Annotated in this window: 22 protein-coding genes; 17 read left to right on the top strand and 5 right to left on the bottom strand. The window is 46.0% G+C overall.

Annotated elements, in window-relative coordinates:
• Positions 1 to 202: 202 nt before the first annotated feature.
• Complete coding sequence (locus LFYK43_RS04060; protein WP_124975695.1) at positions 203 to 1003, bottom strand: substrate-binding periplasmic protein; 801 nt, start codon at positions 1001 to 1003, stop codon at positions 203 to 205.
• A 143-nt stretch (positions 1004 to 1146) separates the two neighbouring features.
• Here LFYK43_RS04060 and LFYK43_RS04055 point away from each other — a divergent pair, with 143 nt between their 5' ends.
• The 8 genes from LFYK43_RS04055 to LFYK43_RS04020 all read left to right on the top strand — a co-directional run bounded on the left by LFYK43_RS04055 (position 1147) and on the right by LFYK43_RS04020 (position 8937).
• On the top strand, positions 1147 to 2415 hold the full coding sequence (locus LFYK43_RS04055; protein ID WP_124975693.1) for a hydroxymethylglutaryl-CoA reductase, degradative: 1269 nt from the start codon (positions 1147 to 1149) through the stop codon (positions 2413 to 2415).
• A gap of 153 nt (positions 2416 to 2568) precedes the next feature.
• Positions 2569 to 3372, top strand: coding sequence for an IpaB/EvcA family protein (locus LFYK43_RS04050; RefSeq protein ID WP_229717938.1), 804 nt, complete (start codon positions 2569 to 2571; stop codon positions 3370 to 3372).
• A 29-nt stretch (positions 3373 to 3401) separates the two neighbouring features.
• Positions 3402 to 4106 (top strand): NAD-dependent protein deacylase, encoded by a 705-nt coding sequence (locus LFYK43_RS04045; protein WP_124975691.1) that lies wholly within the window; start codon positions 3402 to 3404, stop codon positions 4104 to 4106.
• A 166-nt stretch (positions 4107 to 4272) separates the two neighbouring features.
• Positions 4273 to 6288, top strand: a complete 2016-nt coding sequence (gene metG, locus LFYK43_RS04040) for a methionine--tRNA ligase (protein ID WP_124975689.1) — start codon at positions 4273 to 4275, stop codon at positions 6286 to 6288.
• A 72-nt stretch (positions 6289 to 6360) separates the two neighbouring features.
• Positions 6361 to 7131: a TatD family hydrolase gene (locus LFYK43_RS04035; protein WP_124975687.1), complete on the top strand. Its 771-nt coding sequence runs from the start codon at positions 6361 to 6363 to the stop codon at positions 7129 to 7131.
• A gap of 4 nt (positions 7132 to 7135) precedes the next feature.
• Positions 7136 to 7705, top strand: coding sequence for a ribonuclease M5 (gene rnmV / locus LFYK43_RS04030; protein WP_174713958.1), 570 nt, complete (start codon positions 7136 to 7138; stop codon positions 7703 to 7705).
• Positions 7692 to 8588 carry a 16S rRNA (adenine(1518)-N(6)/adenine(1519)-N(6))-dimethyltransferase RsmA gene (gene rsmA / locus LFYK43_RS04025; RefSeq protein ID WP_124975683.1) on the top strand — a complete coding sequence of 299 codons (897 nt, stop codon included), beginning with the start codon at positions 7692 to 7694 and terminating at the stop codon, positions 8586 to 8588. The genes rnmV and rsmA overlap by 14 nt, the downstream gene beginning before the upstream one ends.
• 106 nt (positions 8589 to 8694) lie before the next feature.
• Positions 8695 to 8937, top strand: coding sequence for a Veg family protein (locus LFYK43_RS04020; protein WP_124975681.1), 243 nt, complete (start codon positions 8695 to 8697; stop codon positions 8935 to 8937).
• An 86-nt stretch (positions 8938 to 9023) separates the two neighbouring features.
• Here LFYK43_RS04020 and ispE read toward each other — a convergent pair whose 3' ends face one another.
• On the bottom strand, positions 9024 to 9899 hold the full coding sequence (gene ispE / locus LFYK43_RS04015; RefSeq protein WP_124975679.1) for a 4-(cytidine 5'-diphospho)-2-C-methyl-D-erythritol kinase: 876 nt from the start codon (positions 9897 to 9899) through the stop codon (positions 9024 to 9026).
• Positions 9900 to 10320: 421 nt separating this feature from the next.
• Here ispE and purR point away from each other — a divergent pair, with 421 nt between their 5' ends.
• From purR to LFYK43_RS03995, 4 genes are all read left to right on the top strand, one after another.
• Entirely contained in the window at positions 10321 to 11157 is an 837-nt protein-coding gene (purR, locus tag LFYK43_RS04010) for a pur operon repressor (protein ID WP_124975678.1), read from the top strand.
• A 397-nt stretch (positions 11158 to 11554) separates the two neighbouring features.
• The gene (locus LFYK43_RS04005) at positions 11555 to 12409 is read left to right on the top strand and encodes a helix-turn-helix domain-containing protein (protein WP_124975676.1); all 855 of its coding nucleotides are present in this window, start codon (positions 11555 to 11557) and stop codon (positions 12407 to 12409) included.
• A 265-nt stretch (positions 12410 to 12674) separates the two neighbouring features.
• Positions 12675 to 14084 carry a bifunctional UDP-N-acetylglucosamine diphosphorylase/glucosamine-1-phosphate N-acetyltransferase GlmU gene (gene glmU, locus LFYK43_RS04000; protein ID WP_124975674.1) on the top strand — a complete coding sequence of 470 codons (1410 nt, stop codon included), beginning with the start codon at positions 12675 to 12677 and terminating at the stop codon, positions 14082 to 14084.
• Between the two features lie 89 nt (positions 14085 to 14173).
• On the top strand, positions 14174 to 15151 hold the full coding sequence (locus LFYK43_RS03995) for a ribose-phosphate diphosphokinase (protein ID WP_124975672.1): 978 nt from the start codon (positions 14174 to 14176) through the stop codon (positions 15149 to 15151).
• Between the two features lie 71 nt (positions 15152 to 15222).
• Here the strand turns inward: LFYK43_RS03995 and LFYK43_RS03990 are convergent, their stop codons facing one another.
• Both LFYK43_RS03990 and LFYK43_RS03985 read right to left on the bottom strand, forming a co-directional pair.
• Positions 15223 to 15444, bottom strand: a complete 222-nt coding sequence (locus LFYK43_RS03990) for a hypothetical protein (RefSeq protein ID WP_124975670.1) — start codon at positions 15442 to 15444, stop codon at positions 15223 to 15225.
• A gap of 99 nt (positions 15445 to 15543) precedes the next feature.
• Positions 15544 to 16506 (bottom strand): biotin--[acetyl-CoA-carboxylase] ligase, encoded by a 963-nt coding sequence (locus tag LFYK43_RS03985; RefSeq protein ID WP_124975668.1) that lies wholly within the window; start codon positions 16504 to 16506, stop codon positions 15544 to 15546.
• Positions 16507 to 16718: 212 nt separating this feature from the next.
• On the opposite strand from LFYK43_RS03985, the gene LFYK43_RS03980 reads away from it, so the two are divergent.
• The 3 genes from LFYK43_RS03980 (at position 16719) to LFYK43_RS03970 (ending at position 19056) form a co-directional block, all read left to right on the top strand.
• Positions 16719 to 17816, top strand: a complete 1098-nt coding sequence (locus LFYK43_RS03980; protein ID WP_124975666.1) for a YibE/F family protein — start codon at positions 16719 to 16721, stop codon at positions 17814 to 17816.
• 1 nt (position 17817) lies between these two features.
• The gene (locus tag LFYK43_RS03975; RefSeq protein ID WP_124975664.1) at positions 17818 to 18576 is read left to right on the top strand and encodes a YibE/F family protein; all 759 of its coding nucleotides are present in this window, start codon (positions 17818 to 17820) and stop codon (positions 18574 to 18576) included.
• A gap of 114 nt (positions 18577 to 18690) precedes the next feature.
• Positions 18691 to 19056 carry a hypothetical protein gene (locus tag LFYK43_RS03970; RefSeq protein WP_229717937.1) on the top strand — a complete coding sequence of 122 codons (366 nt, stop codon included), beginning with the start codon at positions 18691 to 18693 and terminating at the stop codon, positions 19054 to 19056.
• 75 nt (positions 19057 to 19131) lie between these two features.
• Here LFYK43_RS03970 and LFYK43_RS03965 read toward each other — a convergent pair whose 3' ends face one another.
• Complete coding sequence (locus tag LFYK43_RS03965; protein WP_439957201.1) at positions 19132 to 20484, bottom strand: HD domain-containing protein; 1353 nt, start codon at positions 20482 to 20484, stop codon at positions 19132 to 19134.
• A 258-nt stretch (positions 20485 to 20742) separates the two neighbouring features.
• Between LFYK43_RS03965 and LFYK43_RS03960 the strand changes: the two genes are divergently transcribed.
• On the top strand, positions 20743 to 21213 hold the full coding sequence (locus tag LFYK43_RS03960) for a YwiB family protein (RefSeq protein ID WP_229717935.1): 471 nt from the start codon (positions 20743 to 20745) through the stop codon (positions 21211 to 21213).
• Between the two features lie 44 nt (positions 21214 to 21257).
• Positions 21258 to 21848 carry a DNA-directed RNA polymerase subunit delta gene (gene rpoE, locus LFYK43_RS03955; RefSeq protein WP_124975662.1) on the top strand — a complete coding sequence of 197 codons (591 nt, stop codon included), beginning with the start codon at positions 21258 to 21260 and terminating at the stop codon, positions 21846 to 21848.
• The last annotated feature ends 182 nt before the right edge of the window (positions 21849 to 22030 follow it).

The raw sequence follows: 22030 nt of genomic DNA, 5'->3' as shown, positions 1-22030 counted from the left end.
AGGGTACTGGCGCCATGCGCATAGTAAAACACTGTGTATATCCATAACAAACAAAAGACTGACACAGCGAGGACTATTAAACATGTCCCAGTTGTATCAGTCAATTCAAGCAAAAGCTTAAGTTGTTGAACCGCCGTATACGGTTCCGTACGTACGGTGGTGTGGGAGGTCGATAGTGTGAACTATCTCCTACCCGATTTTCTTACTCTTGGCTGATATCTTTTTTAAAATATTTAAGTGAAATTTGGGTCAGACTTCCAGCTTGACGCAATTGATTTAAAGCATGTTCAACTTGCCTCAGCAAGTGCTTATCCTTATAGGTCAAGCCCAATACCTTTTGCGCAGTGACTTCTGGTCCCGAGATCCGGTGCAGGATTTGCGCGGTTTGGATTTCGTCAGCCGGATCTTTGGCAGAGACCAATTCCGGATGTTTCTGCAAATACTTGGTGTATTGCGGTTCCGTCACGACCGCCGCCGAAATCTTTTTCTGTTTTAGTGCTTGAACCAAGTCAGGCAGTGTGCGATATCTTTTAGCCTTGACTTCTAGCTGGGCTAACAGCTCTGCTTGCGAGCCATTCTTTAACATGCCGACACTGTGACCGGCTAGTTTTTCGACTGAGCGTTTCTTGTTGTCGCCGCGACGAAAAAGCATATTTCTGACGTAAAAGACAGGCTTTGTCTGTTGAAAATGTTTGGTCTGAGTGAAAGCACCTAAAGCCAAGTCGAGCTGGCCTTCACGCAGCTTATTTTGTAATTGCCTTTTTGTTTGGACCGGCACGATGGTGACTGGGCGGTCAAGCTGTTGGCCTAAAGCCCGCGCCAGGACAGCATTTGCACCCCGGACCTTTTGTTTCGACTGGTAACTGAGCGGCTGGTCATGAGCCAGCATGCCGATCTTTAAGGTTTGATTGGCCTGGGCAGAAAGTTTTCCGCCAATGATCAGGCCAAGTAAGAGTGTTAAAGCCAAGCCTAGATAAATGATTTTATGACGCTTAGAGCTCACAAAGAGCCCTCCTTTGCTAGATGAATTAGTGAAGCTGCAGTTAAAAAACTTGCAGGTCGCTTCCTGACTTATTATATAATAGGAATTGGTTGATTTAAGCAAAATTATGAAATTTTAAACGAGATGTTGAAAGTAGGGAGTATATGCAGGGATTTGAAAAGTTTTACCGCAAAAACTGGGCAGAAAGATTGGAAGTTTTGCGCAAAACACAGACACTTTCAGAAAAGCAGATCGAACAATTAAAAACTAACGCAGTGACACCGGAAGTCGGGGAAACTCAGATCGAAAACTTTATTACCCAGTACCAGCTGCCGGAAGGGCTGGGCTTGAACTTCGTGATCGATGGCAAAGAATATTTGCTCCCAATGGTGACAGAAGAACCCTCCGTAATCGCCGGTGCCAGTCATGGCGCGGCCATCGTCAAAAAAGCGGGCGGTTTCACGACTGCCAGCAGACAACGGGCGATGCGGGGGCAAGTTATTTTGGAAAATGTGCAGGAGCCGACTAAATTGGCTGCACAAATCGCCCAGCAAGCCGACTCTTTGCTGCAAATTGCTGCTAAGGCGCATCCTTCGATCGTTAAACGCGGCGGGGGACCGTTGGAACTTGCGGTCAGAAAGTTAGCCGAGGACCTGTTGTCAGTTGACTTGATCATCGATACCAAAGAGGCGATGGGTGCTAACATGATCAATACCATGTTAGAAGCAGTGGCTGAGAAGTTGCGGTCTGAGTGGCATTTAGACGTCTTAATGGCGATCTTATCCAATTACACGACCGAGTGCCTGGTCAGTGCGACCTGTCGGATTCCAGTCGCGCAGCTGGCTAAAAACGGCATTCAAGGAGAGCAGATCGCGCAAAAAATCACCCAAGCCAGTCGGGTGGCGCAACTCGATCCTTACCGGGCAGCCACCCACAACAAGGGGATCATGAACGGCGTCGATGCGGCCGTGCTGGCATCTGGCAATGATTGGCGCGCCATTGAGGCGGCAGTCCATGCTTATGCAGCTCGCGATGGTCAATACCGCGGCTTGAGCAGCTGGCAGGTCGCAGGCCAAGACCTGGTCGGTGAACTGACTATCCCGCTGCCGGTCGGGTCGGTTGGCGGGTCGATCGGCGTTGTCCCATTGCTCGCTGTCAATTCAGCCTTAAGGCAAGAAAGAGGCGCCAGCGCCTTGCAGAAAATGCTGGTGAGTGTCGGCCTGGCGCAAAATCTAGCTGCTTTATACGCGTTAGTGACAGATGGCATCCAAAAGGGGCACATGAGTTTACAGATGAAGTCGTTGGCCGCTGGAGTCGGAGCTGCTGGACCAGAGGTCGACCAGGTCGTTTCGGCTCTCAAGCAGCTGCCAAGAAACCAGCAAAATGAAAGTTCTGCGCGCAAAATTTTGGCAGAAATAAGGAGTGCAAATTAGAAAGATGAATGAAACGCAATTAAGTTCTGAAGTGAAAAAATTACTCAAACAGGTCAAAGAGGTTGCTCAAAAGCCGGTCCAATTAAGTTTTAAGGAAGAAAAAAAGGGCTGGCTGGCTAGTGATCAGGCACAGTTTTATCTCCATGACGGAACTTGCAGCTGGATGTTTATGATATCTCCGCGCCCGATTACACCGTTTCCCATGAGCTGCTGCATATGTTGAGCATGAGCCAGCAAACACCGCAGATCAATTTTCACATGACGACTGGGGATGATGAACGTGATGCCAAAATCATGGCGGCTGGGACGGAATTATATGACGCGGTTTTGCACCTGCAGATCTACCCGCAGCAGGTTAAACTGGGGTTGATCGACGAGAATGTTAGTGAACTGTATTTTCAGGGTGTTTTGGCTCAGCTGCAGCCGGAACAACCAGACCAAGTCGATGAATGGATGGTTTTGCGCACGGTCAAGCTGCTCGATGCATTGGTCTTTTTTGCTGATAAGCAAGACCAAATCAGACCCAAGCTTCAAGAACTGTACCCGCAGTGCTTGGCGGCGGCTGAAAAACTGGCGCAGGGTCTCTTAGAAAAACCGGTGAGCGGTCCGCAGAAAATGCGGGCGGCGATCGTTAAACTCTGGCGCGGCTTTGACGAGCAATTAAGCGCATGGGGTCAAAACCCCTTAGGCTTGAATGATTTCATCAGCTTAGAACCTGTTTTAAGCGAACGCCAGACCCGGCTCTTTGTTTCCCAGCTTTTTGAAGTCTACCATTCCTCGCTGCAAGACAACCTGCATTTTAAACCGGCTTACATCGTGCGCTACAAGTCAGACCGGCAAAATTCATCTATTCTCCCGGAACCAGCGGGGGACAAGGAAAAATTTTTCCGTTCCTTTTATGCCGCTAAGATCGGGGAAATCTTGCCGCAGATCCACGTGGATTATTTACAGCGCTAAGTATAGTTTGCAAAAGAAAGGGTGCTAAAATGACAGAACTCAATGATTTGTTAAATCAGGCGCAACACATCGTCTTTTTGACCGGTGCTGGCGTGTCAACGGCTTCGGGGATCCCCGACTATCGGTCTAAAAACGGCCTGTATGCCGGACAAGAGGCACCCGAATACCTCTTAAGCGACCAGTGCCTATCTCAAGAACCGGAAAAGTATTATCGTTTCGTGACCGGCAGCATGATCTATCCGGATGCTAAACCCAACGTGATCCATGCCAAAATGGCAGAATTTGCCCGTCAAAAAGATGCCGTGGTGATCACGCAAAACATCGATGGTCTCCACAGTCAGGCTGGGACACCGGCTGCCAATTTAGTTGAATTTCACGGCAACCTCGCAGATGTTTACTGTCAAAAATGCGGGCAGACGGCTTCTTTGACCGAGTACCTGCAAGACATGCATCACCAGGGCTGCGGCGGGATCTTGCGCAGTAAGATCGTCTTGTACGGCGAACCGATCGATGAAAACAACTTGCGCCGTTCGTTAGAAGCAATCAGTTCCGCGGACCTGATCGTGGTCGTCGGGACTTCCTTTGTGGTTTATCCTTTCGCTGGTTTGATCTCTTACCGCGATCCTGGCGCGCGGTTAGTCGCCGTCAACCGTGAGGCGATCGCATTACCGGCAGACGGAGTAATGATCCAAAATGATGCCGAGCAGGAATTTGCCCAGGTGACAGTCGAATAACGCTGAGCCGGCTCTAGGAGTGATCCTGGAGCTTTTTTTGGCTCCTGCAAGAAAATTATGAGGAGGTAGTGAGAAACGGACGGAGTATGCTATAATGTAAGGAATTAAGATTAAATTTAAGCAAATAAATAGCAAAAATAGAACTGGTAAAGGGGACAGAGTTTTCATGGCTGAAAAACCAACATTTTATATTACGACACCAATTTATTATCCATCGGGAAAATTACATATTGGCAATGCTTATACAACAATTGCCTGTGATGTGTTGGCGCGTTACAAGCGTCTGCAAGGTTTCGATGTCTTTTTTCTGACCGGCACAGATGAGCACGGCCAGAAGATCGAGGAAAAGGCTGAAGAATTAAACTTAAGTCCGCAGGCCTATGTGGATCAGATGGTGACTGGGATCAAAGATCTCTGGCAGACCTTGGAGATCTCTAATGATAAGTTTATCCGGACAACAGATGATTATCACGAAAAAGCGATCCAGAAAATTTTCCAGAAGCTGTTGGATAAAGGCGATATTTACTTGGGCAAGTACAAGGGCTGGTATTCTGTTTCTGACGAGGAGTTCTTTACGGAATCCCAGTTAGCCGAAGTCTACCGCGATGAAGCAGGTAACATGACTGGCGGCAAAGCCCCATCCGGGCATGAAGTTACGCTGGTCGAAGAAGAAAGCTACTTCTTTAAGATGAGCAAGTATGCTGACCGTTTAGTTAAGTACTATGATGAACATCCTGATTTCATTATCCCGCAGACCCGTAAGAATGAAATGCTGAATAATTTCATTAAGCCGGGGCTGGAAGACTTGGCGATCACGCGGACCAGTTTCAACTGGGGAGTCAAGGTCCCTAACGACCCGAAGCACGTCGTTTATGTCTGGATCGATGCTTTGTGCAACTATATCACGGCCTTAGGTTACGGGACTGATGATGATTCGCTCTTTCAGAAGTACTGGCCGGCTGATGTTCACATGGTGGGCAAAGAGATCGTGCGTTTCCATACAATCTACTGGCCGATCATTTTGATGGCCTTAGACTTGCCTTTGCCAAAACACGTTGTTGGTCACGGCTGGCTGTTGATGAAGGACGGCAAGATGTCTAAATCGAAAGGCAACGTCGTTTATCCGGAAATGCTGGTCGAGAGGTACGGCTTAGATGCATTGCGTTACTACTTGATGCGTGCCGTGCCATTTGGCAACGATGGCGTCTTCACTCCAGAAGACTTTATTGACAAAGTCAACTTTGATTTGGCCAATGATCTCGGCAACCTCTTGAACCGGACCGTGGCGATGATCAACAAGTACCGTGGCGGTGAGATCCCAGCCTTGGTCAGCGGAGTCACAGAGTTTGACAGCGAGCTGGAAGAAGCTGCGCAAACAGCACTGGCTGATTATCAGGAAGAAATGGATCAGATGCGTTTCTCCAATGCCTTAGCGGCAGTTTGGAAGTTTATCGCCCGCTCCAACAAGTACATCGATCAGACCGAACCGTGGAACTTGGCCAAAGATGATGCTAAAAAAGCAGAGCTTGACAGTGTCTTAGCTCACTTGGCAGCTTCACTGCGCCTCAGTGCGATCTTGCTGCAGCCGGTCTTGACTCACGCGCCGCAGCAGATCTTTGCTCAGTTAGGCTTAGCTGACTCAGCTTTGCAGATCGATGGTGTTTCATACATGGATCTGCCAGCAAGCAGCCATGTAGTTGCGAAGGGAGAACCGATCTTCCCACGTTTGGAAGCAGCTGAAGAAGTTGAATATATCAAGTCGAAAATGACTAAAAATGAGAAGCAAAAAGGGCGCAAGGCGATGGCTGAGAAAATCAACGCCGCCCAAGCCCAAGAACTGACTTTGAATAAAAAGGAGATCCGGTTCGACAAGTTCGATAAGGTTGAATTGCGGGTCGCTTTGATCAAAGAAGTCAGCCGGGTCAAAGGTGCGGACAAGCTGCTGCGCTTTAGGCTGGATGCAGGCGATGCTGGTGACCGCCAGATCTTATCTGGGATTGCTCAATGGTACCCGAATCCAGAAGAACTGGTCGGCAAAAAAGTGATCGCAGTGGTCAACTTGCAGCCGCGTAAGATGCGCGGCGAAGTCAGCCAAGGCATGCTTTTGTCGGCTGAATACGGCGAGCAAGTTCAATTAGTCACCGTTCCGGAGAATATTCCTGCCGGTTCATCAATCAGCTAAAGAAGAGAGGCTCGAGGAGAATTCTTCTCGAGCCTCTTTCAAACTATCAAGATGTAAAGAGGGGGCAACCCAATGAAAATTTTTGATTCACACACCCATATCAATTCGTCCGAGTTCGCAAATGACCGCGCTGATGTTGTACGCAGAGCGGCGGCGTTGGATGTGACTTCCATGCTTGTGATCGGCTATGATCAAAGCAGCTGTCAAATACTGTTAGACTTGCTGGAGACCTACCCGCAGATCTACGGAGCTGCCGGCTGCCATCCAGAAGACAGTGCCAAGTATGACCAGCAACTAGAAGAGCGGCTTGCTGCCTATCTCGCCCATGACAAAATGGTCGCTTTAGGTGAGATCGGCTTGGATTATCATTGTGATGTCGACCATGACCTACAAAAAGAAGTTTTCTTGCGGCAACTGCAATTGGCGCAAAGACTGCACCTGCCAGTTAGTATCCATAACCGGGATGCTTTTGCAGACTGCTATGAGATCTTGCGCCAGGCAGATGTCGGCCGTTATGGCGGGATCATGCATAGTTTTAACGGCGATTGGGAGTGGGCAGAGAAGTTCTTGGACATTGGTCTGGAATTGTCTTATAGTGGTGTGGTGACTTTTAATTCGGCCACAGAGGTAAAAGACGCGGCAGCAAAGACTCCGTTAGAGCATCTCTTGGTTGAAACAGACGCGCCATACTTAACTCCGCTTCCTTATCGCGGGCAGCAAAATGAACCGGGGTTTACGCGCTACACCGTTGAGTACCTTGCACAGTTAAGGGGAATTACGGCGCAAGAACTGGCTGAAGCTGCCGATCAAAATACGAAGAGGGTTTTAAGAATTAATGAGTAAAAAAATGAAGATCCAAGAAGTGATCGTGGTGGAAGGCAAGGACGATACCAAGCGGATCAACTTGGCCGTTAACGCTGATACGATCGAAACACGCGGTTCAGCGATCAGCGATGAGGTTTTGGATCAAATCGACCAGCTCAATGAGCTGCGCGGTGTGATCGTCTTTACCGACCCGGACTTTTCGGGGGAAAAGATCCGGAAAACCATCCAAGCAGCGGTCCCCGGGGTCAAACACGCTTTCTTGCGCAAGAAAGACGCGGTTCCGGACGGTCAGGGCAGTCTGGGAGTGGAGCATGCCAGTCCGGCTGCAATCAGGGAGGCTTTAGCCCACCTTTATACTGAGGTCCCAGACGCGCAGCCAGTCATCTCGCAAAGTGATCTGCTGGCGGCCGGCTTGATCTCAGGACCAAAGGCAAAAATCAGACGCGAGATCTTATGCGAGTATCTGAGGATCGGCTATGTCAACGGCAAGCAGCTATATAAAAGGCTGAACCTTTTTCAAGTAACACCGCAAGAATTTGGTGCGGCTGTTTTGCATGTCAGAGAAGTGGAGGAACAAGATGAGCAGCAATAAACCTGAGATCGGGTCGGTGACTCGGACTAAAGCAATTATGGAAACCTATGGCCTGACCTTCAAAAAAAGCTTGGGGCAAAACTTTTTAACTGACTTGAACGTCTTGAAGAACATTGTTGCCGCAGCACAGATCAGTGCAGACGATGATGTTTTGGAAATTGGCCCGGGGATTGGGGCTTTGACCGAACAGCTTGCTAAAAACGCACACCAAGTCTTGGCAGTCGAGCTTGATCAGCGGCTCTTACCGGTCTTAAAAGAGACCTTGGCTGATTACGACAATGTTCAAGTGATCCACGGCGATATCTTGCAAGTGCAGCTGGCGGAAGTTTTAGCCGAGCATTTTGACGGGCAGCATCCGGTCAAGATCGTTGCGAATTTACCATATTACATCACGACTCCGATCGTTTTACACTTGTTGGCTGAGCAAGCTTCCTTTAGCTCGATCACGGTAATGATGCAAAAAGAAGTAGCCCAGCGGCTGACAGCCCAGCCGGGCACTAAAGACTACGGCTCTTTGACGGTTGGAGTGACTTATGCCACCGAAACCGAGATCGCTTTTACTGTCCCTAAAACCGTGTTTATCCCGAGCCCTAAAGTTGACTCGGCGATCGTGGTGATGAAAAAGCGGACAGAATTGCAGCAAAAACCGCAAAATGAGAAAAACTTTAGAAAACTGATCCGCGGCAGTTTTATGCATAAGAGAAAAAGCCTTTGGAATAATTTACTTGCCTTATATGGGAAAGAACCAGAAATAAAAACGCGGCTTGAGCAGGCGCTTGAAACAGCCGAGATCGCACCCGGGATTCGCGCAGAACGCCTCAGTGTGGCTGATTTTATCCGCTTAAGCGACAGCCTGGAAAATGAAGCGCTTGAGCCAAAATAAAAAATAAAAAAGTTATTATTTTTGTTGCTGAACAATTATCTGTATGGTATAATTGCGGTTTTTGTATAAAAGTGGTATACTATTCCTTATAGAAGGAGTGGATCAAATGCCTGTTACTTTAGCGACAATTAAAACTAAACTTGATAATCGGATCGGCAATAATTTAACCGTGACAACTCAAGTTGGGCGTAAAAAGGTGACCTCTAGACACGGAGTTTTACGTGAAACTTTCCCTGCGGTTTTTGTGGTCGATCTGGACCAGGATGAGAACGCGGTGAAACGGGTCTCCTTCAGTTATACGGATGTTTTGACAAGAAATATTGAGTTAGATTTTGATGGTGAAATTTAAAGAATACTTGTGCTGAGATTATTTCGGTGTTGGTGTTTTACATAAAACAACCCTGCTTTATTCTGTTCTTGCAGAAAAAAGCAGGGTTATTTTTGTTGGCTTGTTGGCAGTGTGTAGGGTGAAACGAGGTACACTTCCTTGCAAAAGCCCCGTAGGCTATTATAGACGTGTACGGCACGCGAATAGTTCTGACAAACTCCATAGACCGTGGGGCCGGTTCCAGACATCAAAGCGGTTTGTGTGCCGAATTGCAGCATCTTGTTTTTAATGCGCGCAATGTCAGGGTAGCGTTTAGTGGTCAAATTTTCCAAAACATTGCCCATGTTAGCGGTGATCATTGCCAGATCTTGCTGTTTGATCCCAGTGACCACTGAGTCCACATCCAAATGTTGAAACTCGGCGTGGTCGACTTGTTTTAAGATCGTGGGGGTCGACACGCTCGCAGGCGGTTTCGCGACCACAAACCACATATTAGGCAAAGGTCCCAGCGGAGTGACTTTTTCGCCTCGCCCGGTGACTAAAGCCGGCTCACTGTAAATGCAAAACGGAACGTCTGAATCAATGCTCAGACCGATCGCAGCAAGTTCAGCCTGTGAGAGATGTAACTGCCACAGTTGATTCAAAGCTCTCAGAACGGCGGCTGCGTCCGCAGAACCGCCGCCCATGCCAGCGGCGACGGGAATATTTTTTTTGATTGAAATTTTTAAACCTGTCTTGATGTGGAAGAGTTGTTTGATTTTGTGCGCGGCCTGGTAGGTCAGATTGCGATGGTCACAGGGTAAAAAACCGTTGTCTGTCTGAACACTGATCTCATTTGTGTTAGTAACCGTCTGTATGTGCACATAGTCGGCAAGATCGATCGCCGTCATTACCATCTTCCATTCGAGACTGCCGTCCGAGTGACGGAAGGGTGTGTCTAAACAGAGGTTTAATTTAGCCGCGGCCTTTTCCGTTATCTCCAAGATCTCACCTGATTTCTTAGCAATTATTCTTTTTTATTATATCTATAATAGTAATAATTTAAAAGCCGAAAGACCAGCAAAAGGGCTTTCATCAGCATGAAACTGGGGCTCAAAGTTAATTTTTTGAAACTCGGACGAAAAGAAAGTCATAATTGGGGATTTCGTTGGTTTTTCAGGATTTGAAGCAAAAAAAGATTGACGGAAAGGCAAAAAAATGATAATCTTTATCTTGCTGTTCAATAATTACCGAACGTTAATCTTTAGTGAGATTGTTTTGTAAAAATGCTTTATTTTAATGTCAGTTAGATATAAAGCCGAACTATTTCACGCTAATTTGTAAATAAACTACTAAAATCTTGAAATTCGGCGTATAATAACCTGAAAAAGACTGGTAGAGTTTTTAATAAGTGGAGGACAAAAATTGAAAACAAGAAGAAGCGATCGGTTGATCGATATGACTAACTATCTTTTAGAAAGGCCGCATACCTTAATTTCGTTGACTTTCTTTGCTGAACGATACGAATCTGCCAAATCATCGATCTCAGAAGACTTGGCGATCGTAAAACGAACATTTCAGGCACGCGGCATCGGAGTTTTAGAAACTATTCCCGGCGCTGCTGGTGGTGCCCGTTTTATTCCCTCAATTAATGAAGATGAAGCACGGAGCTTTATCTCCGAGATGGTGCAAGAAATGTCGGCTGAAAGCCGTCTTTTGCCCGGGGGTTATGTTTACTTATCCGATTTATTGGGCCGGCCAGATGTTTTACGCGTTGTTGGCCGTGTGATCGCCCGCCAGTATATTGACAAGCAGATCGACGCAGTCATGACAGTAGCCACGAAAGGTGTCCCGATCGCGCAAAGTGTCTCGGAATACTTAAATGTTCCGTTTGTGATCGTGCGGCGCGACTCTAAGATCACTGAAGGCGCGACAGTCTCTGTCAATTATGTTTCTGGTTCGAGTGAACGGATCGAAAAAATGGAGTTATCCAAACGCAGTTTAAAACGCGGCTCGCATGTTTTAGTTGTGGATGATTTCATGAAAGGCGGCGGCACCGTCAACGGGATGAAATCAATGATCGAAGAGTTTGATTCTGAGTTAGTCGGGATCACGGTTTTTGCAGAAGGTTCATTTGCCGGGCAGAGAATGGTCGATGACTATACTTCCTTATTGCGGGTCGACCAAGTTAACTCACAGGATAAGACGATCCACGTGAGTGCGGGGACCTATCTGGACCGAGTTTTTGGCAATCAGAAATAATGACGATGTTTTCCCTCAAAAATCCACTGGTGATTTCTGGGGGAATTTTTGTAGCAGCTGAACACTTAAATATTAATTTTATAATTTAAAATCTGGTCGCTTCTTTGATTTAAGCAAATGGGCTAAAAAAATTATTTATGAGCGTGCCTAATCATACATTTGATTGTTCAACGATGAAAATTTGTCATTAAGCTTAAGCTAGCAAGATTTAACAATTGGGAAGTTGTTTCTTCTGTTAGCCAAAATGATTAAAGTTTTTAAATATCCAAGGCTTACTATTTGACAAAAAGCTTATAATTATTTATTTTATTAAGTAATGTCAGTCAGTTTTTTTAATTGCGCTTTATACTGTAATTAATAATTCTAAAAATTTTACCTGTTAAGAGGGGAAATAGTTATGATAGATGGTCAAAAAATCAAAGATACACGCAAGAAGCTAGGTATTTCTCAACAAGATCTCGCTAAGGGGATCACAACGCAAGGCACTATCAGTTTATTGGAAAGAAATTCGACCTCTCCGCGAGGGGATATTCTTGCCAAGATCATTTCGCGTCTCGGATTAAAGCTGGAAGATGTGGTTGTTGATAATGAAGTTTTGACCGCCCAACGCTTTTTAGATGAGGCAGATAATTTCAGTATGAGCAACGATTATGATGCCGCGCTGGCGACGTTGGAAAAAATCGAGAGCTTGGGTGATAAGGAGCAAGAAGCTCACTACCTGTTCTTAAAAACGAACGCGAATATGTGGAAAAGCCGGGATTTCGAAGACGCCTTATTTGGCTTTAATCGGATCTTGCAGATGCGCAATAAGCAAGTCGATATCTTCACAGTCTTGGCAACTTGCGAGTTGGGTGTGGTCTATTTAGAAAGAAATGAAAATGATAAGGCCAGTTTCTACTTCGAGCAAGTCCCTGACTTGTTGGCTAACATCAACCTGGATGATTATGTCTTTTGGACCTTATTCATCTGGAAGAGCTTGACCCTGTATTATTATCGGATGATGGATTTTGATAAATGTATGGAGATCTTGGAGCAGGCAGAAGCCTTTTCTAACCGGCACTTTACACCGGTCTTCATTGATTCTTTGTATTACACCAACGCCTTGGTCCTTCATGATAAGAATGGTGAATGGAGTAGTGACGCGATCAAGTACCTCTTGAAATCGTGGGCTTTTGCTTCCTTTACCGGTAATCAGGAAAATATTAAAAAATCCAGCGAAACTTTGGAAGAGATCGGTTATTTGCCAAAATAACCCGAACTATCCGTTTCGGTGCTAAAAACAAAGCAGAGCTTAGTGATCAGTGGTCGCTAGGCTCTTTTTGCATGCACAAAATATTAGCGTTGTGCCAGTCGGGCTGAGAGTCAGTTGCATACCAGTGAAAACTGGGTTATCATTCAAAAGTGGGGTTAAAATGGTCTAGTTGGCTCAGAAGATAGCAACAGCCAGTTTCAGATGGCTTTGGGCTCAAGGACCGTAACTTAATAAATTCAGAAATTAAATAGAGGAGCAGATATAAATGACTGCAAAATATGCTGTAATTTTGGCGGCTGGTCAAGGGACCAGAATGAAATCTAAACTTTATAAGGTGCTGCACCCAGTCTGCGGCAAGCCGATGGTCGATCATGTCCTGACGCAGATTGAAAAAAATCAGATGGACCAGATCGTGACCATCATCGGTCATGGAGCAGAAATGGTCAAAGAAACGCTGAAAGAGCGGACTGAATATGCGGTTCAGTCAAAACAACTTGGAACAGGTCACGCTGTTTTACAAGCGGAAAGCCTGCTGGGTGATAAAGACGGGATGACTTTGATCGCTTGTGGCGACACGCCGCTGTTTACAGCTGCAACTTTTGCAGAACTATTTGAGTACCACCAGTCACAAGGTGCTGCAGCAACGGTACTGACAGCCAATGCAGATGATCCTTTCGGTTATGGACGGATCATCCGCAATGACTTAGGGATCGTGGAGCGGATCGTAGAACAAAAAGATGCAACTAAAGAAGAAGCTGCGGTGACTGAGATCAATACCGGGGTCTATTGCTTTAATAACCGCGAGTTATTCCAAGCTTTGCATCAGATCACAAATGATAATGCTCAGGGAGAATACTATCTGACCGATGTCATGGAAGTGCTCAAAAAGGACGGCAAAGTAGTTGCAGCATATCAGATGGGAAACTTTGAAGAATCAATGGGTGTCAATGACCGGATCGCCTTATCTCAAGCGGGCAAGGTGATGCAAAAGAGGATCAACCGTACACATATGGCTAATGGTGTCACGCTAGTTGACCCGGAAAATACTTATATTGACGTGGACGTAGAGATCGGCGCAGATACGGTGATCGAGCCCGGAGTCCAGTTGAAAGGATCGACCAAGATCGGCGCTGATTGCTTGATCGGAGCTCATTCAGAGATCAAAGACTCTGTTGTGGGCGATAATGTCACGGTGACATCATCGGTGCTTGAAAATGCTGTGATGCATTCTAATACAGATATCGGTCCGTACAGTCACTTGCGCCCACAGGCCGAGATCTGCCAAGGAGCACATATTGGAAACTTTGTGGAAGTTAAAAAGGCGATCGTTGGTCAAAATACCAAGGTCGGCCACTTAACTTATGTCGGCGATGCAACTCTGGGCAAGGAGATCAACGTCGGCTGCGGAACGGTTTTTGTTAATTATGATGGGATCAACAAGCACCAGACCACTGTTGGCGATTATTCCTTTATTGGTTCTGGCAGCAACGTTATCGCACCCGTTGTGCTCGGCGATCATGCCTACGTTGCAGCAGGGTCAACAATCACTGCTGATGTTGAGCCGCACGCGATGGCTATTGGCCGTGGCCGGCAGGTCAATAAGGCTGGTTACTACGATAAATATCCGGTTGCAAAAGCTGCTCAGCAAACGGAAGAAGCAGCTAAAAATAATTAAGAGTTTACGGGGCGAGTGCTTGCTTTTATTGCCAAAAATGCATAAGATTAAAGGTGAGTAAAGAAAACTAAGGACTAATGGAGGTTGTCATGTCTGAACATTATAGTGATTCGAAGCTGCGGATCTTTGCTTTGAATTCCAATAAACCTTTGGCACAAAAAATTGCTGATGCTGTAGGGGTCCCATTGGGGAAAACATCAGTTGATCGTTTTAGCGATGGTGAAATTCGGATCAACATCGAAGAAAGTATCCGAGGGTGCGATATTTTTATCGTGCAGTCTACTTCTGCACCTGTCAACGATAATTTAATGGAACTTTTGATCATGATCGATGCCTTGAGACGTGCCAGTGCTCATACAATCAACGTCGTGATCCCTTATTACGGTTATGCGCGTCAAGATCGCAAGGCACGCTCACGCGAACCGATCACTGCTAAATTAGTAGCAGATATGCTGCAAAAAGCCGGAGCACAGCGTGTCATTGCTTTAGACTTGCACGCAGCACAGATTCAAGGTTTCTTCGATATCCCGGTCGATCACTTGATGGGTGCTCCTTTGATCGCAGATTACTTTATTACTAAAGGGATCGATAAGGACGCCGTTGTTGTTTCGCCAGATCACGGCGGCGTGACTCGTGCGCGCAAGTTAGCCGAGTTTTTGAAGGCGCCGATCGCAATTATCGACAAACGGCGGCCTAAGGCTAACGTGGCTGAGATCATGAACATTATCGGCTCAGTCAAAGGCAAGAAATGTATTTTGATCGATGATATGATCGATACTGCCGGTACGATCACTTTGGCTGCACAAGCCTTAATGGATGCCGGCGCCACCGAAGTTTATGCTTCAGCGACCCATCCAGTTTTGTCTGGTCCAGCTATCGAGCGGATCGAAAAATCACCGATCAAGGAACTAGTCGTAACTGACTCGATCAAGCTGCCTAAAGAAAAACAAATCGATAAATTAGTTCAGATCTCTGTTGGACCGATCATTGGGGACGCCATCAAGCGGATCCATGAAAATAAACCGGTCAGTCCGTTATTTAAACAACGCTTCCATGCCAATAACTAATTCAGACATTCAAAAAGAGCAAGACGCATTTCACACTGAGGTGACGCGTCTTGCTCTTTTTGCTAGAAAAATTATTTGATCCGTTTAATAACTGAGTATTTCGTTTTGGCGTTTTCTGCGGCTGGAAATGCCTCTTCGTCAAAGATAAAGTACGGGTTGCCGTCGCTTTCTTGGACGACCAAGACCGGTTTATTGGACTTGTTGTGATAAATCTGTGCCGCAACATATGCTTTGTTAAAATCGTAGTCGCTTGAAATTGATTGTCCAGGATTGAAGAATACATCTTCACTCATCTTAAACACCTCACAGTTGTACTGACTTTTACTACCCTTATTTTAGCATGCAGCACGGTAGAATAAAAAGATTATGCAATCCGCACAAGGAGTTTGCTTTTATGGTTTGCGCCTGATCTTGGTGATTTCTCCCGAAGAAAAGGTTCGCCCGTCAGCTAAGACTAGTTGACCATTATCAGTGATCGCACTTGCCAACCCAGTGATTTGCTGAGAGCCTTGCGTGATCGTCACCTGCTGACCTAGTGTAGTGCAGTATTTCCGGTAGTCATCCATAAAGTCCGAACTTAAAAAAGATGGGAAAAGGGCAAAAAAATCATTTAAAAAAGCGGCGATGAATTTGTTGCGCGTGATTTTAGCCGCAAGGACCGCCTGGCGTAAGGAACCTGCTCGTTGTGCTAATTCAGGATCAAAGAGCGTTGTGTCAGTCAAATAATTGATGCCGACGCCAACGACAACTTGTTTTAACTGGCCAGTTTCCATATCAGTGACACCCTCGGTCAAGATCCCGCTGACTTTCTTGCCGTTGACCAAGACGTCATTGACCCATTTGATCTCCGGTTTGATCTGGAGTGTTTTTTCGATTACTCGGCATAAAGCCGTAGCTGTCGCCGTTGTCAATAACCCGGCATCGAAATGTTTGAACTGGTTTTGCATGAGGATGCTCAGATAGATCCCGGTGTTCTTGGGTGAGGCGAAGGCCCGCCCGTAGCGGCCATAGCCTTTAGTCTGCTGCTCGCTGATAATGACTTGAGGAATATCATGCTCCGCCCGGGTACCAAGCTCCTTAGCACGCGCATTGGTTGAAGAGAGGCTTTGGTGGATCTCTAGTTTCAGGGGCTGCTTTAAGTTTCTTTGAATAAAAGTCGCAGATAAAGCCGGTGGATCTTGTAAGAGATAGCCAACGCGCGGTTTGCTGTCGATCAAATATCCTTTTGCTTGCAAACTTTGAATTGCTTTCCAGACGGCTGTGCGTGAGATGTGCAGCGAGTCCGCGATCTCTTGTCCGGAGACGGGGCTTTCGTTTTGCTCTAAATAGGCGAGGACCTCTTCTGTCGTTTTCATATTTACTGTCCATCCTGTCAAATTTAAATTGTTAACTAAATTGTAAAACGATGTTGACTATCTGGCAAATATAACAAAATCTAAACAAATCTATCTAAGCGCCGAAAGTGGTTGAATGCAGGGTTTTGAGCGGGATTCCAGCTGAGCTAAGCAGCTTTATCTTGGCGATCAATCGTGCTAAGGTTAATGGATGAGTGAAAGGATCTGATGAAATGAGTGTTAAAAATAAACGCAGCTTGCTCATCGCGTGCTGCTTGCTGCTGGTCGGGGGCTTAATATACTTTCTGAGTTGGCATGATGCCTTCTTATACCACCAAGACATCGCAGAAGTGACCCAAGTCACGCCGCTCTCCAGTCATAAAACACAAGATGAATTTAAAAACTCAGATCAGACCCACAGACAAGAAGTGCATTTGCGGCTTTTAAATGGCAAACATGCCGATAAAAAGGTCACGGTCAAAAATACGTGGTCGAATTCAGGGGCTTTTGACCAGAATTTTAGCGCAGGTCAGCAGGTTTTTGTGGATCTGCAAAAATCTGCGCACGGCTTGACCGGTCAGATCTCAGGATTTAAGCGGGATACATACTTGCTGCTCCTTTGCTGGCTTGTCATCGCCTTACTTTTTTTAACTATGAAATTTGCTGGGCTCAAGGCTCTATTCAGTGTGATCATTAACTTCTGCGTTTTTATTTTCTTCGTCAACTTGGACGTTAGTTTAAATTTAAATAATTTTTTCTGGCTTTTTGTTTTAAGCGCGCTGATTTTTACCGCACTTTCACTAGCGATAGTTATCGGGTGGAACAAGCAGTGTGTCGTCACGTTTGCCTCAATCACAGCCGGAACTGCCTTGGCTTTAGGGATCGGTGTCCTAGTTTTAAAAGCGACCAGCAGCAGCCTCCATTATGAATCACTGGATTTTGCCACGCAGGCTCCTAAGCAGCTCTTTTTATCGGCAACTGTCATTGGCTTGCTGGGAGCGGTCATGGATGCCGCGACAGATATTGTTTCCACGATTTTTGAATTAAAACGCGCACAGCCGCAACTTTCAGTCAAGCAATTGTCGCTGTCAGGCTTAAGTGTGGGACGTGCGATCTTAGGACCGCTGGTCAATGTTTTGTTATTGATTTTTTTCGCGGAAACAGTTCCCTTGGCCGTGTTATTTTTCCGGACCGGCAACAGTATTGCTTATACCTTTGATTGGACGATGACCCTGGGCGTTGTGCAGTCGCTGATCAGCGGCATCGGGATTGCCCTGGTGATCCCCGCTGCCAGTGTCCTTGCGGCCTGGAGCTTGAAGAAGGAGGGTTAGGATGGAAACTATTGGTATTCTAGCGGCGATCCTCGGTTTGTTAATGGTTTTGATCGCGGGCAAACAGGGATTTATGGCTTTTTTCTCAGTCGTGATCAACTTTTGTCTCTTGTTTATTACGATCCTGCTGCTTTCTTCCGGCTTTCCGCCGCTGGCAACAGCGCTTTTTAGCGCGATTTGTATTTTGGCGATCACGATCTACATGGGAAATACTGACGAACAAACATCCAATACCGCATTTTTAGCGACGATCTGTGTCATGTTAGTGATGTTGTGTTTGATCATTCCTTTTGATCATTTGGCGCAAGTGCAGGGCTTTGCAAACGAACAGTCAGAGGAAATTGAAGCTTTTAACTTGTTGATCGGTGTGAGCTTCGAACAGATCTTGGTTGCGACGACATTGTTAAGTACCTTGGGTGCGATCGCTGAGGCTGCGATCGCGATCGCTAGCGGTTTAAAAGAAGTGATCGAAGAAAATAAACAGATCAATAGAGCTGCGCTTTTTCGCAGCGGACGCAATATCGGGTTTCAAATCATGGGAATGACTTTCAATACACTCTTTTTTGGGATGTTTGGCGGCAACTTGGCCTTGTTTATTTTGCTGAATAAACTGCATAATAGTTTCAGCTATTACCTAAATTCTAAGATTTTTGTGGCGGAGTGCCTGCTGGTCTTGTATTCGGCAATCGCAGTGATCTTGGTGATCTTGTTTACGACATGGCTGATGGGGCGCAAGCTGCCAGCTAAAAAGGAATCATAAATTAGGGAAGGTCAGCGTGAAGAATATGGTTTTTAGCTGGCCCGGCAGCTTTTCATGATATAATGCAGACATGCTGTATGAATTAGAAACTAGAGCGAATGTGGTGGAAACTAAATGAATAAGTTTAAAGAGCAGGTTTTGGTCAAGCTGGATCTGACCGTGCTAGTAGTAAGCGCACTAGCCGCGGTCCTGGCAGCAGTGCTGAAACTGCGGATCCTTTTTTCCGATATCTATTTCATGTCCGGACTGGCCTTAGTGTGCTTAGCTGTCGGGGATATCTTGGTCCATGCGAGTTTGATGACCGGTTGGTTTCAACATCAGCGGCGGGGTGAAACCGCGGAAGAATATCAGGCACGTAAAATTAATGTGCATGAAGTCGGCAGTCGCAAAAATCGACCGCTGCACTGGGATAAATTTTCCGTGAATAGTGTCTTGCTCGGTGTTTGGCTGATCGTGTGTGCAATTTTAATAACAGCTTAAGCAACGCTAAAGCAATGAGGTGCCCCGTAATCGTTTTTTGAACGGTTGCGGGGCACTTCATCATTTAAAAGCTTTTTAACTGGGCTTGACGACTGCGCCATTGTGGATATATTGCTTGAATTTAGCATAGACTGGCGCAAATAAATCATTTTGGTCCGTCATGGCCAGCATTTCACGGGGAAAGAAGAGGCGGTTGTCGCCGGAAACCTTGCCGGTGATCGATTTGACCAGCGGACTAACAGCGGATAATTCCACTAGGCTGCCGTCTTCTTGGCTCAATTCAATCTGCGTGCGCGGTTTGCTGGCGCTGGGGTCATAGGCATCATAGGGTAAATCATAGCTGTCATTGGTATCCATGTAATATTCTGGCGGATATCCCGCTTGGTTGATCAGACTTTCTAAAGTCGGCAGGTATTTTTCAGCAGCAGGAGTGATCTTGACAGACTTTAATGGGTGCCGGTCTAAGAAGCGACAGGCCAAATCACTCAATATCTCATCGCCGGAATTACGCCAAACTGCAAAGCAAGTATTTAAGACCCCATCGTCTAATTCTAAATAATTGGTCAGGGTATGGTCACCGGTCAAAAATGGGACTAAAAATTCGGAGGCGCCTTTGAGCTGTAAACGATCTTTGGCATAGAGATGCTGAGCCCGCTTTAACAGATGACTTAAGATAACTTCCATCGAACGGGAGACCGGGTGAAAATAGACCTGCTGGTACATCTGAAAACGGCTGACAATGTAGTCTTCGACGGCGTGCATGCCGGACAAGTCAAAGGTGATTCCGCCCTTGTATGGCCGCATGACACGTAAGATCCGGGTGAGATCGAAATTACCATAATTCGCGCCGGTGAAGTATGAATCCCGTAATAAGTAGTCCATACGATCTGCATCGATCTGGCTGGAGATCATTTGAACAACTTGCGGGTTCGGGTAAGTTTTTTCGATCACGCTGGCGACTTTGGCCGGGAAATCTGGGCCAACCTGACGTAAGACCTGATTAACTTCGGTCTGAGGGGACGTGATGATCTTAGTAGTCATCGCCTCATGATTGGTCTGGAAAATATGTTCAAAGGTATGTGAATAGGGACCATGGCCTAAATCGTGAAGCAAGGCGGCACATAAAGCAACGATGCGCTCATCGTCGTTCCAAAGGCCGTCGTTATCCGTCACTGAAGGGTAATTTCTTTCAAAAAGATCACAGATCTGGCGGGTGATCTCGTATACTCCTACAGAATGGGAAAAGCGTGAATGTTCCGCTCCGTGAAAGGTGTAGCTGGTCGTGCCCAGCTGCTTGATCCGGCGCAGACGCTGGAATTCCCTGGTGTTGATCAGATCTAAGATCACTTGGTGCTGGATAAATATATGGTTGTGGATCGGATCGCGTAATACTTTTTCCATTGGGAGTTTTTGAATATAATAATGCAAACTGAATTTCCCCCTTTAATTTGCTGATTTAAAAGCTTGGACAGGCGCAACGCTGATAGCTGCCGCGAGTCAAGCTGGTTTAGACTAGTTAACTTGAGTTTAGTTTATCTTATCCGCCTTGTCTACTAGAATCGCCGTTGATCACCAATAGGACAATGCTTAGAGTGAATTTCAGACGAAAGACTTTTGAAACCACAGACAAGGCTATATAATAGAATTAAATTATTAAGTCAGACTGTTGTTATTTTGTGCAGCAGTATGAGCGAGGAATTCTCGAAGGGATTGATCAAAACGGCACGCACAGAAAAATCTGAAGTCATGATCCACCTTGAAACCCAGAGTATTCAGGATGGGGAAACACAAAACCTGGTCCAAGACGTCCCAGGACAATTTTTTAATATTGGTAAAACATTCTATTTGCGTTATCAAGAAAATTTAGAGGATAACGAAGCGGCGACTGTTACTTTTAAATTTAGCGGTGAGGGTGAGGTTCAGCTCACGCGCCAGCAGGGCGAAAATCGTTCACGGATGTTTTTTGTGGTTGATCACCAGCTGGAAGCACACTATCAGACCCCATATGGCGACCTGCCTTTAACGACCGTCACTCCCCGGATGAACATTACACTGGGAGATTATCCGGTCCGCGGAAAGATCTCGATCGATTATGGTCTGTTCTCACAGGGACAGGAACTGGGCGAGTATAAAATTCGATTGCAATTTACAGCTTGATATTGTATGATGAGGAGTAAACTGTGGAAAGGACGTGTACCAGTTTGGAGCTAGAAAAGTTTAACGGCGCTAATAAAACAGAACTATCAATGATCGAAGTGGCACGGGCAATTTTAAACCAAAAAGGCGATGTGATGGCTTTTGCGGATCTAACCAATGAAATTCAGCAGTTCTTGGGTAAGAGTGACGAAGAAATTCGTGATCGTTTGCCGCAATTCTATACCGATTTAAACGTTGACGGCAGTTTCATTTCTTTAGGCGATAATCTGTGGGGTTTACGTTCATGGTACCCATACGAATCGATCGATGAAGCACTTGTTCATTCTGAGGATGAAGATGATGAAGAACGTCCAAAACGCAAGAGTCGCAAAAAGGTCAATGCATTTCTGGACGATGAGACTGACGATGATGATGTGATCGATTATGATGACGATGATCCAGAAGATCAAGATTATGATGAAGATGACGATGATTCTGATGATGAGTCCGAAGAGCTAAAAGAGTATGGTAAAGATCTTAGCGACATCGATGATTCAAATGACGACGATGAAGATGAATTGCCAGACGGGATCGAAGGTCAGTTGTCTGAACTTGATGATGACGACGATGAAGATGAGGATGACAGCGAAAATTAAGCGCTGGCTGCTCCTTGAAGTAGATTTATAATGTTTTTACTTGACGGATGCAGATTTGTTCTGTATTATACTGTTTGGGCGCTTCAGACGATGTTTGAAGTCAAATGAGCGGTTAAATAAGCTCCCTATTCCTTTGCGGATAGGGAGCTTATTTCTTTTTTATTTTAATTTACCCCGCAATT

This window comes from Ligilactobacillus salitolerans (assembly GCF_003864415.1).
Classification (GTDB): domain Bacteria; phylum Bacillota; class Bacilli; order Lactobacillales; family Lactobacillaceae; genus Ligilactobacillus; species Ligilactobacillus salitolerans.
The sequence above is the reverse complement of the archived record's forward strand: the minus strand, read 5'-3'. Positions and strand labels throughout refer to the sequence as shown.

What these genes read in the sequence shown, in the direction of transcription:
- LFYK43_RS04055 (WP_124975693.1), top strand. Translation starts at nt 1,147, where the DNA reads ATGCAGGGATTTGAAAAGTTTTACCGCAAAAACTGGGCAGAAAGATTG.
- LFYK43_RS04045 (WP_124975691.1), top strand. Translation starts at nt 3,402, where the DNA reads ATGACAGAACTCAATGATTTGTTAAATCAGGCGCAACACATCGTCTTT.
- metG (WP_124975689.1), top strand. Translation starts at nt 4,273, where the DNA reads ATGGCTGAAAAACCAACATTTTATATTACGACACCAATTTATTATCCA.
- LFYK43_RS04035 (WP_124975687.1), top strand. Translation starts at nt 6,361, where the DNA reads ATGAAAATTTTTGATTCACACACCCATATCAATTCGTCCGAGTTCGCA.
- rnmV (WP_174713958.1), top strand. Translation starts at nt 7,136, where the DNA reads ATGAAGATCCAAGAAGTGATCGTGGTGGAAGGCAAGGACGATACCAAG.
- rsmA (WP_124975683.1), top strand. Translation starts at nt 7,692, where the DNA reads ATGAGCAGCAATAAACCTGAGATCGGGTCGGTGACTCGGACTAAAGCA.
- LFYK43_RS04020 (WP_124975681.1), top strand. Translation starts at nt 8,695, where the DNA reads ATGCCTGTTACTTTAGCGACAATTAAAACTAAACTTGATAATCGGATC.
- LFYK43_RS04005 (WP_124975676.1), top strand. Translation starts at nt 11,555, where the DNA reads ATGATAGATGGTCAAAAAATCAAAGATACACGCAAGAAGCTAGGTATT.
- glmU (WP_124975674.1), top strand. Translation starts at nt 12,675, where the DNA reads ATGACTGCAAAATATGCTGTAATTTTGGCGGCTGGTCAAGGGACCAGA.
- LFYK43_RS03995 (WP_124975672.1), top strand. Translation starts at nt 14,174, where the DNA reads ATGTCTGAACATTATAGTGATTCGAAGCTGCGGATCTTTGCTTTGAAT.
- LFYK43_RS03990 (WP_124975670.1), bottom strand. Translation starts at nt 15,444, where the DNA reads ATGAGTGAAGATGTATTCTTCAATCCTGGACAATCAATTTCAAGCGAC.
- LFYK43_RS03985 (WP_124975668.1), bottom strand. Translation starts at nt 16,506, where the DNA reads ATGAAAACGACAGAAGAGGTCCTCGCCTATTTAGAGCAAAACGAAAGC.
- LFYK43_RS03980 (WP_124975666.1), top strand. Translation starts at nt 16,719, where the DNA reads ATGAGTGTTAAAAATAAACGCAGCTTGCTCATCGCGTGCTGCTTGCTG.
- LFYK43_RS03975 (WP_124975664.1), top strand. Translation starts at nt 17,818, where the DNA reads ATGGAAACTATTGGTATTCTAGCGGCGATCCTCGGTTTGTTAATGGTT.
- LFYK43_RS03970 (WP_229717937.1), top strand. Translation starts at nt 18,691, where the DNA reads ATGAATAAGTTTAAAGAGCAGGTTTTGGTCAAGCTGGATCTGACCGTG.
- LFYK43_RS03960 (WP_229717935.1), top strand. Translation starts at nt 20,743, where the DNA reads ATGAGCGAGGAATTCTCGAAGGGATTGATCAAAACGGCACGCACAGAA.